This is a genomic window from Pseudomonas sp. CBZ-4 (assembly GCF_000346755.1).
In the GTDB taxonomy this organism is placed as follows: domain Bacteria; phylum Pseudomonadota; class Gammaproteobacteria; order Pseudomonadales; family Pseudomonadaceae; genus Aquipseudomonas.
This window is the reverse complement of record NZ_ANNV01000045.1, coordinates 1-15496: the sequence shown is the minus strand read 5'-3', so window position 1 is coordinate 15496 and position 15496 is coordinate 1. Positions and strand designations below refer to the sequence as shown.

The 15496-nt window shown below is 63.9% G+C and carries 15 protein-coding genes; 6 read left to right on the top strand and 9 right to left on the bottom strand.

The features are described 5' to 3' along the window. Positions 1-61: 61 nt before the first annotated feature. Positions 62-1192 (bottom strand): alkene reductase, encoded by a 1131-nt coding sequence (locus tag B348_RS0106320; RefSeq protein WP_017735300.1) that lies wholly within the window; start codon positions 1190-1192, stop codon positions 62-64. Positions 1193-1273: 81 nt separating this feature from the next. Further along, positions 1274-1951: a type 1 glutamine amidotransferase domain-containing protein gene (locus B348_RS0106315; RefSeq protein WP_026136605.1), complete on the bottom strand. Its 678-nt coding sequence runs from the start codon at positions 1949-1951 to the stop codon at positions 1274-1276. Positions 1952-2109: 158 nt separating this feature from the next. Here B348_RS0106315 and B348_RS0106310 point away from each other — a divergent pair, with 158 nt between their 5' ends. Next, positions 2110-3054, top strand: a complete 945-nt coding sequence (locus B348_RS0106310; protein WP_017735298.1) for a GlxA family transcriptional regulator — start codon at positions 2110-2112, stop codon at positions 3052-3054. On the opposite strand, the gene B348_RS0106305 is transcribed toward B348_RS0106310, so the two are convergent. After that, entirely contained in the window at positions 3032-3538 is a 507-nt protein-coding gene (locus B348_RS0106305; protein WP_026136604.1) for a GNAT family N-acetyltransferase, read from the bottom strand. The genes B348_RS0106310 and B348_RS0106305 overlap by 23 nt on opposite strands. Positions 3539-3718: 180 nt before the next feature. On the opposite strand from B348_RS0106305, the gene B348_RS0106300 reads away from it, so the two are divergent. Next, positions 3719-4591 carry an undecaprenyl-diphosphate phosphatase gene (locus B348_RS0106300; protein WP_017735296.1) on the top strand — a complete coding sequence of 291 codons (873 nt, stop codon included), beginning with the start codon at positions 3719-3721 and terminating at the stop codon, positions 4589-4591. Positions 4592-4728: 137 nt separating this feature from the next. Here the strand turns inward: B348_RS0106300 and B348_RS0106295 are convergent, their stop codons facing one another. Genes B348_RS0106295 through B348_RS0106280 form a run of 4 tightly spaced genes read right to left on the bottom strand, consistent with a single transcriptional unit; the run spans position 4729 to position 8193 of the window. Next, complete coding sequence (locus B348_RS0106295) at positions 4729-5547, bottom strand: sugar phosphate isomerase/epimerase (protein ID WP_017735295.1); 819 nt, start codon at positions 5545-5547, stop codon at positions 4729-4731. 1 nt (position 5548) lies between these two features. Beyond that, entirely contained in the window at positions 5549-6748 is a 1200-nt protein-coding gene (locus B348_RS0106290; protein ID WP_017735294.1) for an NAD(P)/FAD-dependent oxidoreductase, read from the bottom strand. A gap of 2 nt (positions 6749-6750) precedes the next feature. After that, the gene (locus B348_RS0106285) at positions 6751-7071 is read right to left on the bottom strand and encodes a MocE family 2Fe-2S type ferredoxin (protein WP_017735293.1); all 321 of its coding nucleotides are present in this window, start codon (positions 7069-7071) and stop codon (positions 6751-6753) included. A gap of 27 nt (positions 7072-7098) precedes the next feature. Then, a complete protein-coding gene (locus tag B348_RS0106280) occupies positions 7099-8193 on the bottom strand; it encodes a fatty acid desaturase family protein (RefSeq protein ID WP_017735292.1) in 1095 nt (364 codons plus the stop codon). Between the two features lie 161 nt (positions 8194-8354). Between B348_RS0106280 and B348_RS0106275 the strand changes: the two genes are divergently transcribed. Continuing rightward, positions 8355-9404 carry a LacI family DNA-binding transcriptional regulator gene (locus B348_RS0106275; RefSeq protein WP_017735291.1) on the top strand — a complete coding sequence of 350 codons (1050 nt, stop codon included), beginning with the start codon at positions 8355-8357 and terminating at the stop codon, positions 9402-9404. Between the two features lie 140 nt (positions 9405-9544). Here the strand turns inward: B348_RS0106275 and B348_RS0106270 are convergent, their stop codons facing one another. After that, positions 9545-11506, bottom strand: coding sequence for a sigma-54-dependent Fis family transcriptional regulator (locus B348_RS0106270; RefSeq protein WP_017735290.1), 1962 nt, complete (start codon positions 11504-11506; stop codon positions 9545-9547). A gap of 186 nt (positions 11507-11692) precedes the next feature. On the opposite strand from B348_RS0106270, the gene B348_RS0106265 reads away from it, so the two are divergent. The 3 genes from B348_RS0106265 to B348_RS0106255 are packed head-to-tail and all read left to right on the top strand — an operon-like array spanning position 11693 to position 14418. Beyond that, a complete protein-coding gene (locus B348_RS0106265) occupies positions 11693-12697 on the top strand; it encodes a Gfo/Idh/MocA family oxidoreductase (protein ID WP_017735289.1) in 1005 nt (334 codons plus the stop codon). Next, positions 12694-13473, top strand: a complete 780-nt coding sequence (locus B348_RS0106260; RefSeq protein ID WP_017735288.1) for a TIM barrel protein — start codon at positions 12694-12696, stop codon at positions 13471-13473. The genes B348_RS0106265 and B348_RS0106260 overlap by 4 nt, the downstream gene beginning before the upstream one ends. Positions 13474-13491: 18 nt before the next feature. Continuing rightward, positions 13492-14418 (top strand): sugar ABC transporter substrate-binding protein, encoded by a 927-nt coding sequence (locus B348_RS0106255; RefSeq protein ID WP_017735287.1) that lies wholly within the window; start codon positions 13492-13494, stop codon positions 14416-14418. Between the two features lie 155 nt (positions 14419-14573). Here the strand turns inward: B348_RS0106255 and yghU are convergent, their stop codons facing one another. Then, the gene (gene yghU / locus B348_RS0106250; protein ID WP_017735286.1) at positions 14574-15407 is read right to left on the bottom strand and encodes a glutathione-dependent disulfide-bond oxidoreductase; all 834 of its coding nucleotides are present in this window, start codon (positions 15405-15407) and stop codon (positions 14574-14576) included. Between the last annotated feature and the right edge of the window lie 89 nt (positions 15408-15496).

Below are 15496 nucleotides of genomic sequence, written 5' to 3'. Positions count from 1 at the left end.
CCTGATGCACCGAGGTGCTTGCATCGCAGGCAAGCCAGCTCCCACAGTTGAACTGTGTTGTTTAGGAGGCCGCAGCGTAAGTCGGGTAATCGGTGTAGCCCTGCTCCGAGCCGCCGTACATGCCTTCAACCCGCAGCGGGTTCAGCGGCCAGCCGTTAAACAGCCGTTGCGGCAGATCCGGGTTGGCAATGAACGGCCGGCCAAACGCGATCAAATCCGCAAGCCCCGCCTGCACCAGTTTCTCACCGCGTTCAGCGGTATAACGCCCGGCATAGATGATCCGCCCGCTGAAACTCTCGCGCACCGCACGGCGGAAGGTTTCCGGCAGTTCCGGCGCGTTGTCCCAGTCGGCTTCGGCGATGGACAGGTAGGCGATGCCCGCCGTTTCCAGCACTTTTACGGCTTCGATATAGGTGTGGTGCGGGTCTTCTTCCACCAGGCCGATATACACCCGGTCCTGGTCCGTGCCACTGAACAGCGGCGAAAAACGCACACCCAGGCGTTGCGCGCCGATGGCCGCGCTGACGGCTTCGACGATTTCCCGCAGGAAACCCAGGCGGTTGTGCAACGAGCCGCCGTATTCATCATCGCGCTGGTTGGCATGGGCCGAGATGAACTGGTTGACCAGGTAACCGTTGGCCGAATGAATCTCCACACCGTCAAACCCGGCCGCTATCGCGTTGCGCGCCGCCTGGGCATACAGCCCGACCAGGTCCTTGACCTCTTGCGTACTCAGCGCGCGCGGCACCGGCGGTTGCACCAGTTCACCGGCGCCCGGCGCGGTTTCGATAAAAGCCTTGACCTGCTGCGGCTGGATCGCCGACGGCGCAACGGGGGCTGCGCCCTCGGGTTGCAAATCGTGGTGGGACACGCGCCCCACATGCCACAACTGGGCAAAGATCACCCCGCCCTCGGCATGCACCGCGTCGGTGACCTGGCGCCAGCCCTCGATCTGCGCCGGCGTGTAGATGCCCGGCGTCCACGCATACCCCTGGCCACGCGGTTCGATCTGCGTGCCTTCGCTGACCATGAACCCCGCCGAAGCGCGTTGGCGGTAGTACTCGGCCATCAGGTCGGTGGCGATATCACCCGGTTGGGCGCTGCGCTGGCGGGTCAACGGTGGCAGCACAATGCGGTTGTTCAGGGTGTGTCGGCCCAGTTGCAGCGGGGTGTTCAAAACGTTGTCGGTCATGTGGGGTTTTCCAAATCCTGGACGAGCAAAAGCCTTGGCGACTCCGTGGAGTCGCCAATCAATAAAAAGTGATGAGTTAACTTACGCGGTGAGTTTCAGCAGCGCCTTGGCCACATCGCTGGAGCTGCCCGGGTTCTGCCCGGTGACCAGCAAGCCATCGACGATCACAAAGGATTGCCAATCAGCGCCCTTCTCGTACTTGCCGCCGAGCTTCTTGAATTCGTCTTCCACCAGAAACGGCACCACGTCGGTCAATTCCACCGCCGCCTCTTCCGAGTTGGAGAAGCCGGTGACGCGACGGCCCTTGACCAGCGGCTCACCGTTGACCGCCTTGACGTGACGCAGCACGCCCGGCGCATGGCAGACAAAACCGATGGGCTTGCCGGCGCGTTCGAACGCCTCGATCAGCGCGATCGACACTGGCGACTCCGCCAGGTCCCACAGCGGGCCGTGGCCGCCTGGGTAGAACACGGTGTCGAAGTCGGCGGCATTCACCGCGTCCAGCTTCAGCGTATTGGCCAACGCGTGCTGAGCAGCCGGGTCGGCGGCGAAGCGGTGGGTCTGTTCGGTCTGGAAGTCCGGCAGGTCGCTGACCGGGTCCAGCGGCGGCTGCCCGCCGGCCGGGGATGCCAGCACCACGTCGGCACCCGCATCCAGGAACGCGTAATACGGTGCCGCAAACTCTTCGAGCCAGAAGCCGGTCTTGCGGCCGGTGTTGCCCAACTGATCGTGAGAGGTCAAAACCATCAATACTTTCATTGTCGAGTGCCTCGGGATGACTGAGGGTTGAAGCTTAGGAGTCGGGGCGCAACGGCACAACGTCATATCCGCAAGGTTTTCGGACATGCACGCTGGCAGTTGCCGTTTGCCCGCCAGCCGCCGACAATCCCACCTCCCCCGCCCCTTGGAGAGATGCGATGCACAGCGTTGCGCTGCTGGTTTACCCGAATTTTGAATGCCTGAGCCTCAGTGTCGGCTCGGTGTTCGAGTGCGCGAACCTGCTGCGGGGCGAGCCGGCCTATGAGTTCCACCTGGTGTCGGAGGGTGGCGGCGCGGTGATGACGTCCCAGGGGTTCTCGGTGAATACCACGCCGATCCGGCCCGAGGGCTATGACACGCTGATCGTCGGCGGCTACATGGAATTTCGCCTGCCGGAGGCCAATCTGCTGGCGCTGGTCACGGCCGCCGCCGCCCAATCGCGGCGGGTCGCGTCGTTGTGCATGGGCATCTTCGTATTGGCCGAAGCCGGCCTGCTGGAAGGCAAACGCACCACCACCCACTGGATTCACGCGCCGGCCTTTCGCAAGCGCTACCCGCAGATCCAGTTGGACGAAGACCGTTTGTTCGTGGTGGACGGCCAGATCTGGACCGGCGCCGGCATGAGCGCCGGCGTGGACATGGCCCTGGCCATGGTCGAGAACGACCTGGGCAGCGACCTCGCGCGGCGCATCGCGCGCAAGCTGGTGATCGCCCAGCGCCGGGGCAGCGAGCAGTCGCAACTGTCGGCATTACTGGAGCTGGACCCGAAATCAGACCGCGTGCAGCTGGCCTTGGCCTACGCCCGCGAAAACCTCACCCACGATCTGTCCGTGGACGCCTTGGCCGACGTCGCACGGCTCAGCCCGCGCCAATTCAGCCGGGTGTTCCGCGAAGAGACCGGACAAACCCCGGCCAAGGCCATCGAAGCCCTGCGAGTGGAAGCCGCACGCACGCTGATGGAAACCAGCCGCCACCCGGTGGAAGTGGTGGCCCGCGAAACCGGTTTTGGTGACCGCGAGCGCATGCGCCAGGCGTTCCTGCGCGCCTTCGGCCAACCGCCGCAGGTGATGCAGCAAGCGTTTAATGCAGCGCCACCCGCGTAATCAAGTAGCTCACCAGGTTCGGTTCATCCTCCAGCTCCAGGGTCTGCACCGGGCGCGGCAGGTTATCCAGCACGGTGCGCCAGAACGCCTGGGACACTTCGTCCTGATCATAGAAACGCACCAGCCAATTGGCCGCGCCGCTGCACAGCACCTGGGTGGCAATGGCGCGGCCGATGCCTTTGCGGCGATAGCGCTTGAGAATAAACAGATCGGCCAACTCCAGGGCGTCCATCCCCGGGATCTCGCTGCCTTCGATCAGCAGGAAACCGGCGATATAACCGTCCACCAGCAACAGGTTGGCGCTCCACTGCGGGTCTTGCCAGTAGCGCGCCAGGTGTTCGTCATGGATGTAGAAACGGCCGTCGCCCTCGACATCTTCCTGCTCCCAGTCCGACGACTCGTAGGCGTAGTACTGGTAGAGATTGCGGATCAGCTCGGCGTCTTCGGGGCCGGTCTGGATCAGTTCTACGGTGGTTTCAGGCATGGGACTCTCGGTGAAAAAATGCAGGGCGCCATTGTTCACAAAACCTTCATGCAGGCCAATACATTGTCCAACCTTTCTGTTTGCTGAACCGAAGGCGGATTTGTGCGGGGCCATGGCAACATCCTGAAACATTTAGCCTAGACTGCCCGGGATTCCGTTTTTTTCTCAAGGACACGCACTGTGAGCAACGTCTGTACCGCGGGCCTGGATGTGGGCTTTGCCTCCCTGGATTACTTGCAAATCTTCATCCTGGGCGTGATCCAGGGCATCACCGAGCTGTTGCCGGTGTCGTCCACCGCCCATATGCGCGTGGTGCCCGCCCTGCTCGGCTGGCAAGACCCGGGCTCGGCGTTTTCGGCGGCGATGCAATTGGCGGCGCTGGCGGCGGTGGTCAGTTACTTCTGGCGCGACGTGCGCCAAGTGACCACCGGCAGCCTCAGTGCGGTGCGCCGAGGCGACTACAACGACCGCTGGTTCAAGCTGGCAGTGGCGATTGTACTGGCGACGATTCCCATCGGCATCGCCGGATTGGCACTGTCTTCGACCTTGAACGCCTGCAACTCGCCGTTGCGTGGGTTGATGGTGATCGGCATTTCCTGCGTGGTCATGGCCGTGCTGCTGGCCGTGGCGGAAGTGCGCGCACGCCACACGCGGGAAATGGGTGAGATGCGCCTGCGTGACGCGTTGATCGTCGGCATTGCGCAGATTGGTGCGTTGATTCCGGGGGTATCGCGCTCGGGCTCGACCTTGACCGCCGCGCTGTTCCTCAACTTCAAGCGTGAAGAGGCGGCGCGTTTCTCCTTCCTGCTGGGCCTGCCGGCCATTGCCCTCGCCGGGCTGAAAGAGCTGTGGGTGCTGCTGCACGCCGACTTGCCGGCCCACGCCTGGCCCCATCTGCTGTTTGGCCTGGTGGTGGCGAGCGTCTCGGCGTTTTTTGCGATCTGGGGGTTGATGAAGTTTCTGGAGCGGTTCTCGACTTGGCCGTTTGTGATTTACCGGGCGTTGTTGGGGGTGTTCCTGATTGTGGCGGTCAGCACTGGCTTGCTGACCTGACACCACTCTAAAAGCACCCAATGTCCAATGTGGGAGCGGGCTTGCCCGCGATTGCAGGGCATCAGTCAATGCATCCGGCGACTGACACACCGCTATCGCAGGCAAGCCAGCTCCCACATTGGAGCGGCGGTCGCAGATCATTTCTGACAGCTTCGCCACACCTCGCGGATCAACGTTTGCATCTTTAATGCCTCACTCCAGCGATCACTGATCTCGCGGCCATCCGCCCCGGTGATGGCATAGGGCGGCGGGCCCAGCTCGCAGGTGAAGGACAGGCTTTGCGGCGTGTCGGGCCGCGCCAGCCAGTCTTCGATCCCGTAGCGCCACCACTCGGTGAAGCGCTGCACCCAGGGTTGGTGCTGGGGAAAGTCCAGCGACACCTGCACCTGTTCGCTGCTCGCCACACGCCCGTGAAACCCCCAGCTGTGGCGCAGGATCGTGCGGATCTGTTCGTCATCCTCGGCGGCGCCCGGCTCGGGCAGTTCGCGCCCGACCACGTAGTGAGACAAGTCGGCCAGCAGCTGCAAATCCGGCATCTGCGCCAGCAGATCCAGGGTGAACAGCAGGTCGTTGGTCAGCCGATAGCGATGGGTTTCCAGCAACACCGGAAAGTCCACCTGCTCGGCCAGGCGCTGCCAGCCTTCCACCAGCCGCGCGGCTTCGGCCTGGGTGCGCGGGCGCACGTCGGCCTGCAAGGTGAGGTGGTGACAGCCATGGCGGCTGATCACATCCAGCGCGGCCGCCAGGTCATCCACCGATTGCGGGAACAGTTGGCCCTCGACCTGCAAGCCCCTGGCCGAGGCGGCGGCGTGCAGGCGGGTAACATCGGCGGGCTTCCAGTAGTGGTCGGTGATGCCGTCGAAACCGGCGGCTTTGATGCGGTCCAGTTGCGCCTCGAGAGGACCGGGTTCGGTCTGCATCGCCCACAGGGATTGGAATACCAGGAATTGGCGCATCTTAGCCTCGCAGCAGGTGTTTGAGGGACAGTTCGGGGTCGGCCAGGTCGGCCGCGCTCAGCACCACACGCGCCGTGATCAGGCGTTCACACAGCTTGATATCCTTGGCCGCGCCACTGCCCGGCGCCCAGCCGCAGGCGCCTTGCAAACGCTGCTCGGCGTCGAGGTAGAACTGCAGCAAGCCGCCACCGGGCAAGGTGCGGCTGACCACGGCGGGCGTCATCGTCCCCACGGTGAGCAAGCCCCAGTCATACTGGTCGGACCAGAAACCCGGCAGCGCGTCAAAGGGCAACTCGCGCCCCAGCAGGTTCAGCGCGGCATGGCGGCCCTGGGCTTCGGCGTTGCGCCAGGTTTCCTGGCGCTGGTACAGGCCATCCTGGCGAAACTCGCAGACATCGCCGGCCGCATAGATGTTGGCCGCGCTGGTGCGCAGAAACCCATCCACACGAATGCCCTGCCCCACGTCCAACCCGGCCGCCGTCGCCAGTTCGATATTGGGCTGCATGCCGATACCCACCACCACCCGGTCGCAGGGCAAGCGCTGGCCGTCCACCAGCAGCACGCCATCCGCCTGGATGGATTCCAGTGCCACATTCAAGCGCACATCTACCCCATGCTCGCGATGCAAACTCAGCAACGCTTCGGAAATGACCGCTGGCAAGACTCGCCCCGCCAGTCGCGACCCAGCTTCCAGCACCGTCACTTCACAGCCCAGGCCACGGGCCGTCGCCGCCACTTCCAGGCCGATAAACCCACCGCCGACCACCACTAATCGCGTGCCAGGCTTTAGCGCATCACGCAGGGCCAACGCTTCATCGTGGGTGCGCAGGTACAGCACGTTGGCGGGCGCCTGGGGCAGGCGCCGGGCGCGGCCACCGGTGGCCAGCAACAAACCGGCGTAGGGCAACCATTGGCCGTCGGCGAGTTGCAGGCGGTGTTGCTCGGGCTGCAACTGCGTCACCGGGTTGGCGGCAATATGTTCGATGTTCAACGCGGCCAAGCGCTCCTCGTCGCACAGGCTGTAGCCGGCCAGATCCGCCGTGCCTTGCAGCAGCCCCTTGGACAGCGGTGGCCGTTCGTAGGGCAAGTGCGGTTCGTCGCCGATCAGGATCAGCCTCCCTGTATAGCCTTCTTCGCGCAGGGTCAGCGCGGCACGGCCACCGGCATGGCCGGCGCCGACGATAATCAAGGGCGCGTTCATCGTCACACCGTGACGGCGAGCAACACCCGCCCCGCTTCGACCCGTACCGGGTAGGTCTTGAGGTTGACGCACACCGGCGCGCCCATGGCTTTGCCGGTGCGGTAATCAAAGCGTCCGTTGTGCTTGGGGCATTCGATCACGTGGTCCATCACCAGGCCGTCGGCGAGGTGGATTTTCTCGTGGGTGCACAAGCCGGCGGTGGCGAAAAACTCATTCTCGGCCGAGCGGTACACCGCGTAGGTGTGGGCGCCGTGGTCGAAGCGCAGCACGTCTTCTTCGTCTATTTCGCCCACGGCGCAGACGTCGATCCATTGATCGTTCATGGTGTTGTTCTCTTGTTTTTGGAGGGCTCAACCAGCAGCGGTTTCAGCATGCGCCGGGGCATTGGCCGTCGACTCCGCACGGGGACGGATCGGCCGCTGGATGAAGTAGTTCGGATCGCTGCGCTGCTTCCACACCGTCGGCAGGATTTCCTTGTACGCCGCGAAAAGGTTCGCGTACGGCGGCGGGCAGTCACCACGGATCTCTTCGTGCAGTTGCTCAAGCGCGTGGTACGGCACCATCGGGTACATGTGGTGTTCGAGGTGGTAGTTCATGTCCATGTAGATAAAGCGCAGCACGCGGTTCATGTAGATGGTGCGGCAGTTGCTGCGGTGGTCGAGCACGTCTTCGGCAAGGCCGACGTGTTGGGTCAGGCCGAACAGGTAGCCGAGCCATGCGCCGTAAATGCTAGGCAGGCCGATCAGCATCAGCGGCAACCAGCTGTGCAAGTAGAGCGCGGCGCCGATGACCACGGCATAAATCCCTACCCAGATCCGCGCGGCACGGAACACCTTGGGCCATTCGGATTCAGGGATGAAGTCGGCCTCTTGCGCGCTCATCTTGCCGGCGGCATGACGGGCCACGCCGCTGAAGGTCTTCCAGGCCAGGGGCAGGTTGAACAGGCTCAAGAACATCATCAGCAAGCTCGGCGGACGCGGCTCGACGATCTCCGGGTCGCGGCCGACGACAATGGTGTCGGTGTGGTGCCGCGCATGGCTCCAGCGCCACACATGGGGTTCGAAGATGCACATGAAGCTTGCGACCTGGTACAGCACATCGTTCATCCAGCGGGTCTTGAACGCGGTGCCGTGGCCGGTTTCGTGCCAGCGCGGGTTGGACGCGGTGCCGTACAGCACGCCATACACGATAAAGAACGGCACGCAGGCCCAGGTGCCCCAGAACCAGTAGCCGCCAAATCCGCTGGCGGCCAGCGCGATCAGCCACAGGGCGGTGTCGCGCAGGGCCGGGCCGTCGCGGCGCTGCATCAGTTCTTTCATGCGTTTGCGGGAAATCGGTGATTGATACCAGCTGGCCGAGACCAGGCCTTTTTCGGCGGCGCGGGCGGCTTCGGGGCCGGTGAGGCTGTAGTCGCGCCGGGCGGTGTGAGCGGTGTGTTCAGGCATTGTTATTGTTCTCCGCAAGCGTGGGTTTCAGGTGCGTTGTGCAACCCACGATAGAGAAGCGCTAAATCGCCCTCAAGGCCTTGAATCCATTCCCTATCAAGCTATCATCCAGGCCCAGCGGGGCTTGATAGTTTTCTATCAAGACGCTCAAGGGGCCAGCCATGCACAACAATAAACGCCCAACCATCGCCACTGTTGCCGCCCAGGCGGGCCTCAGCGTAGCCACCGTCGACCGGGTGTTGAACGCCCGCGCGCCGGTCAATCCAGACACCGCCGAACAGGTGTTCCAGGCCGCCGAAGCCGTGGGCTATTTCGCCGCGCGGCTGATCGGCCAGCGCATCCGCGAACGCCGGCCGACTTACCGCTTTGGCATCCTGCTGCTGGCCACCGCCCAGGCGTTCTACGCCAGCCTGGCGCAGGCGATTGCGCAGGCGGCCGAGCACCACGCCGGCGCCAACCTGACCTGCCAATTCGACTACATCGTCGATCGCAGCCCCAGCGCCATCGTCGCGCAGATCGAACAACTGGCGGTGCAATGCGACGCCCTCGCCGTGGTGAGTTTTGCCCACCCGCTGATCAATGCCACGTTGGCGCAGATCCGCGAAGCCGGTGTGCCCGTGGTCGCCCTGCTCTCGGATATCCACGAACACGCGGCGGAACCCTACGTCGGCCAGGACAACCACGTCGTCGGCCGCACCATGGGCTGGCTGCTCGCCCGCACCTGCGGCGCGCGCAAAGGCAGCGTGGGGATCTTGCTCGGCGGCCACCGCTTCCTCGGCCACCAGGCGCGGGTCACGGGCCTGCACAGCTACCTCGCCGAACACGCGCCGGGGCTCAAGCCGCTGGAGCCACTGATCAACCTGGACAACTGCGACATCACCGAAGAAGCCACCCTCGACCTGATCACCCGCCACAGCGACCTGCGGGGCCTGTGCGTGGTGGGCGGCGGCGGCGACGGCATCATCAGCGCCCTGGCGCAGCTGCCCAAGCGGCCGGCGTTGTGTTGCATCTTGCAGGAGTCCACGGAGCTGTCGCGTCAGGCGTTGAGCCAGGGGTTGGTGGATGTGGTGATGGATTCGCAGCCGAGGCAGACGGCGGTGGCGTTGGTGGAGTTGTTGGTTGAATTGCAGAGCGCCGAAGCGTTCGATCCGGTCAGGCATCGGGTGTACGTACCGCCTCAAATCGTCACCTCAGAAAACATCTGCACCTGATACATGGAGATCAAAAACTGTGGGAGCTGGCTTGCCTGCGATAGCGGTGGGCCAGGCACCTCAGTAGTGACTGATGTACCGCTATCGCAGGCAAGCCAGCTCCCACAGGTTGATCTCCCACAGGTTGATCGGCGTGAGGCTCAGCTATTGCGATAGTCGCTGGCACTCAAGCCAAACCTACTCATCTTGTTGTACAGCCCGCCCCGCGACACATTCAGCTGCCGCGCGGCCAAGCGGATATTGCCACCCGTGCTTTCCAGCGCCGCAACGATGGCATTCATTTCATGGCTGCTGAGGTCCTGCGCCGGCTGCGGCTCGTACACGCGCTGCGACGCGCGCGGCTTGGTGTCCAACGGCAGGTCAAGCGGCTGGGTCAACGCCCCCATCGCCAGGTTGGTCGCGCGTTCGATGCTGTTTTCCAACTCGCGCACATTGCCCGGCCACGCATAGGCACACAGCAACGCCAGCGCATCCGGCGCAAAGCCCTCCACGGACTTGCGCAACGAACGGGCGTAACGCGCAAGGAAGTGCCGCGCCAGCAACGGAATGTCTTCACGGCGCATGCGCAGCGGCGGCACGGTCAGGTTCAGCACATTGAGACGGTAGTAAAGGTCCTCACGAAACGCGCCCTCGGCCACTGCCTGGCTCAGGTTGCGGTGCGTGGCGGCAATGATGCGCACATCCACGCGCCGCGAGTTCTTCGCGCCGACGCGGGTCACTTCGCCCTCCTGCAACACCCGCAGCAGGCTGACCTGGGCGTCGAAGGCCATGTCGCCAATTTCATCGAGAAAAATCGTGCCGCCATCCGCCAGTTCGAACTTGCCCGCCGAGCCGCCCCGGGCGGCGCCGGTGAACGCGCCTTCGACATGCCCGAACAGTTCGCTTTGCACCAGGTCACGCGGGATCGCGCCGCAGTTGACCGCCACAAACGGGCCTTTGTGGCGGTCGCTGCCGTTATGGATCGCCTGGGCAAACAGCTCTTTGCCGGTGCCGCTTTCGCCGAGGATCAAAGTGGTGGAATCGCTGCGACTGGCTATGCGCCCCAGGTGCAGGGCGTCCTGGATCGCCCGTGACTGGCCCTGGATGGTGTCGAAGGTGTAGCTGGCCTGGGTGCCGATGATGCGCCGGGTGATTTCGCGGATGCGTCGGTTCTCGCGCAGCGAGACGATCACCCCGCCCTGCTCCAGCGGGCACACTGAAACCAGACAGGCGAGCTGACTGCGGTCGTGCAGGTGGAACGTGCAGTCGAGGTCGCGCATGGGTTCGCCGAGGGTATCGCTCAGCTCGCTGCGGCCCAGCTGCTGGAACGGGCGGCCGATCAGCTCCAGCCCCACGCCGAACAACTGCCGGGCGTAACGGTTAAGCGCCTTGATGCAGCCGCGCTCATCCAGTACCACCAGGCCTTCGTTGAGCACTTCGAGCACGGTTTGCTGTTCTTCCAGCAGCGCTTGCAGGGCCATCTGCCTCGACACGGCGTCCGCCGCCGCTTGCACGGTGCCGAGGGTGTGGAAGTGGAACCAGCCGGGCTCGGCGGTGAGGGTGAGCATGGCCAGGGTCTGGCCCTGGGCGTTCTTGATCGGCGCGGCGGCGCAGTGCATGCGGCGCTGGCGCAGGCCCGTGGCGAAGTTTTCCTCGGCCAGCACGTACACCAGACGGTCCTCGGCCAGTGCCAGGCCGGTGCAGTTGGTGCCTTGCACCGACTCCAACAGGCGGCTGCCCACCGGGGTGATGTCCAGCCCGCAAAAGTACAGGGTGGTGCCGTCGGCATCGGTGAGGTTGATATGCCCGCGCGGGTTGTAGGCCAGCAGGCCATGCATGACCTGCGCCGCTGCGGCGATCAGCACGCGGTGCGTGGCCAGGGTCGCGGCCAAGGTGTCAGGCGCGACAAAGCGATAGGCGTTGTCCGCCGGGTTGATCCCCGCCTCGACGCTGCGTCGCCACGAATCCCAGATCACTTGCCGCACGCGTTTCGGTCGCTCGACCTGGCCCGCCAAGCAAACACTCCACGCCAACTCCAACGCCGCGACGGGGCCGTCATTCAACGCCGCTGGCCCCAGCGCGGTGAGGTAGTCGAGGTCTTGTACGCTGAACGTCATGCTCATTGCGGGGTGTCCATGTTCATGTTTTTGACATGTCAGTATAGGCATGTCATCAAAATGAACACTTTTTGTTTATAGATTTTTAATAAACGTTAATTATCAATTACTTATAAGTTGGCACAGCCTTTGCTCCTACCCCTTTACCCATCAGGACTGTCCTGAGGCCAACAATAAAAAAGGGGTCACTTCATGAGTAAACAGAACATCCGCCTGGGCTTGATCGGTGCTGGTCGCATGGGCAGCTTTCACGGGTTGACGGCCGCGCGGCACATCCCCGGTGCGAGCCTCGTCGCCATCGCCGACCCCACTCCAGGCCAAGCCGCGCGCCTGGCGGCGGAACTGGGCGTGGACAAGGTCTACACCGACCCGCAGCAGTTGCTCGACGACCCGGACATCGACGGCGTGATCATCGCCGCCCCCGCCCGCAGCCACGCCGAACTGGTGATCAGCGCCGCCCGCGCCGGCAAGGGGATCTTCTGCGAAAAACCCATGGCCATCACCCTCGAGGAAGCCGACCGCGCCATCGCTGCCGCCGCCGATGCCCGTGTGCCGTTGCAGGTCGGGTTCAACCGGCGCTTCGCCAAGAGCTTTCGCACCGCTCACCTCGACGTCGCCGCTGGGCGCATCGGCACCCCGCAGTTGCTGCGCTCGGTAACCCGCGACCCGGCGCTGAACAATCCTGCTGCGTCGCCACAATGGGTGATCTTCCTCGAAACCCTGATCCACGACTTCGACACCCTGCGCTACCTCAACCCCGGCGCCGAAGCCGTGCAGGTGTATGTGATGGCCGACGCGCTGATCGCCCCGGCGTACAAGAGCAAAGGCTTCCTCGACACCGCCGTGGTCGCGATCCGCTTCGACAACGGCGCCATCGCCACCGCCGAGGCCAACTTCCAGGCCGTGTACGGCTACGACGTGCGCGGCGAAGTGTTCGGCAGCGAAGGCATGCTGAGCATGGGCAGCCTGAATGACTCGGACCTGGTACGCTACCTGGCCCAGGGCATCCAGGCCGATACCCAGCGCCTCGACACCGACCTGCTGCGCGACGCCTACATCGCCGAACTCAACCACTTCGCCGACTGCCTGCGCACCGGCGCCAAGCCGATGGCCAGCGGCGAAGACGCCCGCGCCGCCCTGGCGATTGCCCGCGCGTGCATCGAGTCGTTCCAGCAAGGCAAGGCGGTGGCCGTATGAGCCCGTTCAAACTGGCGATCAGTGCCGAGATGGTGTTTCTCGACCTGCCGTTCATCGAGCGCGTCAAGCGCATCCATGAGCTGGGCTTCAGCGCCGAGATCTGGAACTGGACCAACAAGGACATCGGCGCCCTGGCCGCCACCGGCGCTGACTTCACCTCGATGACCGGCTACATCAGCGGCACCCTCACCGACCCGGAGGGCATCCGCCAGTTGCTCGACAGCGCCCGCGAATCCCTCGGCGTTGCCGAACGCCTGAATTGCCCCAGCCTCAACCTGCACGGCACGGGCCTGGGTGAAGGCGGCCTGCCGGTGCAACCGGTCAGCCAGACCACCGGGCGCATGTGGCTGAGCGCCTGCAAGACTCTGGAAAAAATCGCCCGCCTGGGAGAAGACGCCGGCCGCGTATTCCTGCTGGAAAACCTCAACACCGAAGTGGACCACCCCGGCACCCCGTTCGCCCGCGCCGACGACACCCTGGCGCTGATCGAAGCCGTGGGCAGCCCGCACCTGAAAATGAACCTGGACCTGTACCACGCGCAGATCGGCGAAGGTAACCTGATCGAACTGATCCAGCGCGCCGGCAGCGCCATCGGCGAAATCCAGGTGGCCGATGTGCCCGGGCGCAAGGAACCCGGCACCGGTGAAATCCACTACCCTGCGATTGCCAGGGCCTTGCATGCCATGGGCTACAGCGGCGTGGTCGGCCTCGAAGGCTGGGCCAGCGGCGACAGCGAACTGGCCCTGGAGCGATTCCGTCAAGCGTTCACCCTATAACAATAAAAGGACACCCTTATGAACCGCTATTCGTTGATTGTTGCCTCGCTGTTACTGCTGTTCAGCCCGTGGACGCTCGCCGATTACCGCATCGGCGTGAGCATTGCGCGGGTCGACGACAACTTCATGACCTACGTGCGCAACGGCCTGGAAACGGCCGCCAAGCAGCAAGGCGTGAAGATCCAGTTCGAAGACGCCCAAGGTGATGTGGTGCGCCAGCTCAACCAGGTCGAAGGCTTTCTCAACCAGAAAGTCGACGCGGTGATCGTGCTGCCGGTGGACACTTCCGCCACCGCCAACATGACCCGCGCCGCCGTGGCGGCCAAGACGCCGTTGGTGTACGTCAACCGCCACCCGGATGAGCGCACCCTGCCCAAGGGCGTGGTCACCGTGGCGTCCAACGACATCGAGGCCGGGCAATTGCAGATGCGCTTCCTCGCGGAAAAACTCGGCGGCAAAGGCAACGTGGCGATCATCATGGGCGACCTCGCGCAGAACGCCACCCATGACCGCACCGAAGGCGCCAAACAGGTGCTCAAGGACTTTCCCGGAATCAAGGTAGTCGAGCAGCAAAGTGCCGAATGGCAACGCAGCAAAGGCATGGACCTGACCAGCAACTGGCTGCTGGCGGGCACCCAGTTCGATGCGATTGTCGCCAACAACGACGAAATGGCCATCGGCGCCGGGATGGCGTTGCAACAGGCGGGCAAGGCCAAGGGGGATGTGGCGATTGTCGGCATCGACGGCTTGCCGGATGGGTTGGCGGCGGTGAAGCGTGGGTTGTTGGCGGCGTCGGTGTTCCAGGACCCGAAGGCGCAGGCGGCCAAGGCGGTGGAGTCGGCGATTCGGATGATCAAGGGTGAAGCGATCGAGTCGGAAGTGTGGGTGCCGTTTGAGCTGATCAAGCCGGAGCAGGTGGCGGTGTTTGAGCAGCGCTACAAATAGTCTGGAGTACACAGATACAACTACTGTGGGAGATCTAACTGTGGGAGCGGGCTTGCCCGCGATGAGGGAGTGTCAGTCGACTGATGTGTGACTGACACACCGCAATCGCGGGCAAGCCCGCTCCCACAGGGGTTCTCCTACATTTTTCTAGCGCATTAATCCAGGTCGCTGGCGTCGTGACGCTCGGCCAACTGTTCCTCAGGCGCCCCAGAAACCCGGTTCACCCGCCGCCCCCGCTGCACCGCCGGCCGCGCTTCAATCGCCTCGGCCCAACGCAGCACATGCGTGTACTCATGCACCGACAAAAACTCCGCCGCCCCATACAACCGGCCTTTGACCAACCCACCGTACCAAGGCCAGATGGCAATATCGGCGATGGTGTACTCATCCCCGGCAATGTAGTCACTCACCGCCAGACGCTGGTCCAGCACGTCCAGCTGGCGCTTGGTTTCCATGGCAAAGCGGTTGATCGCGTATTCCATCTTGCTTGGCGCATAGGCATAAAAATGCCCGAAACCGCCGCCCAGGTATGGCGCGCTGCCCATCTGCCAGAACAGCCACGACAGGCATTCCGCCCGGGCCGCAGGTTCTGTGGGGAAAAACTCGCCGAACTTCTCCGCCAGGTACTGCAGGATCGCGCCGGACTCGAACACCCGAATCGGGTTGGCGCCGCTACGGTCCAGCAACGCCGGGATCTTGGAGTTCGGGTTGACCCCGACAAAGCCGCTGCCGAACTGGTCGCCGTCGCCGATCTTGATCAGCCAGGCATCGTATTCGGCGCCGCTGTGCCCCAGGGCCAGCAGTTCTTCCAGCAGGATCGTGACCTTCTGCCCGTTGGGCGTGGCCAGGGAATACAGCTGCAGCGGGTGCTTGCCGACCGGCAGCTCTTTGTCATGGGTGGCGCCGGCGATGGGCCGGTTGATGCTGGCAAAGGTGCCGCCGTTTTCGGTGTCCCAGGTCCACACTTTTGGGGGTACGTAGTCGGTCATGCTTACTGCTCCAGAGGCGCTTGCGATCAACGAAGCGCTCCAGACTAAACCAAAGGCTGATGGCTCGTCACACAGTGAATGCCGCCGCC

Excerpts from the sequence above, each read along its gene's own strand:
- B348_RS0106320 (WP_017735300.1), bottom strand. The coding sequence starts at position 1,192 with ATGACCGACAACGTTTTGAACACCCCGCTGCAACTGGGCCGACACACC.
- B348_RS0106315 (WP_026136605.1), bottom strand. The coding sequence starts at position 1,951 with ATGAAAGTATTGATGGTTTTGACCTCTCACGATCAGTTGGGCAACACC.
- B348_RS0106310 (WP_017735298.1), top strand. The coding sequence starts at position 2,110 with ATGCACAGCGTTGCGCTGCTGGTTTACCCGAATTTTGAATGCCTGAGC.
- B348_RS0106305 (WP_026136604.1), bottom strand. The coding sequence starts at position 3,538 with ATGCCTGAAACCACCGTAGAACTGATCCAGACCGGCCCCGAAGACGCC.
- B348_RS0106295 (WP_017735295.1), bottom strand. The coding sequence starts at position 5,547 with ATGCGCCAATTCCTGGTATTCCAATCCCTGTGGGCGATGCAGACCGAA.
- B348_RS0106290 (WP_017735294.1), bottom strand. The coding sequence starts at position 6,748 with ATGAACGCGCCCTTGATTATCGTCGGCGCCGGCCATGCCGGTGGCCGT.
- B348_RS0106285 (WP_017735293.1), bottom strand. The coding sequence starts at position 7,071 with ATGAACGATCAATGGATCGACGTCTGCGCCGTGGGCGAAATAGACGAA.
- B348_RS0106280 (WP_017735292.1), bottom strand. The coding sequence starts at position 8,193 with ATGCCTGAACACACCGCTCACACCGCCCGGCGCGACTACAGCCTCACC.
- B348_RS0106275 (WP_017735291.1), top strand. The coding sequence starts at position 8,355 with ATGCACAACAATAAACGCCCAACCATCGCCACTGTTGCCGCCCAGGCG.
- B348_RS0106270 (WP_017735290.1), bottom strand. The coding sequence starts at position 11,506 with ATGAGCATGACGTTCAGCGTACAAGACCTCGACTACCTCACCGCGCTG.
- B348_RS0106265 (WP_017735289.1), top strand. The coding sequence starts at position 11,693 with ATGAGTAAACAGAACATCCGCCTGGGCTTGATCGGTGCTGGTCGCATG.
- B348_RS0106260 (WP_017735288.1), top strand. The coding sequence starts at position 12,694 with ATGAGCCCGTTCAAACTGGCGATCAGTGCCGAGATGGTGTTTCTCGAC.
- B348_RS0106255 (WP_017735287.1), top strand. The coding sequence starts at position 13,492 with ATGAACCGCTATTCGTTGATTGTTGCCTCGCTGTTACTGCTGTTCAGC.
- yghU (WP_017735286.1), bottom strand. The coding sequence starts at position 15,407 with ATGACCGACTACGTACCCCCAAAAGTGTGGACCTGGGACACCGAAAAC.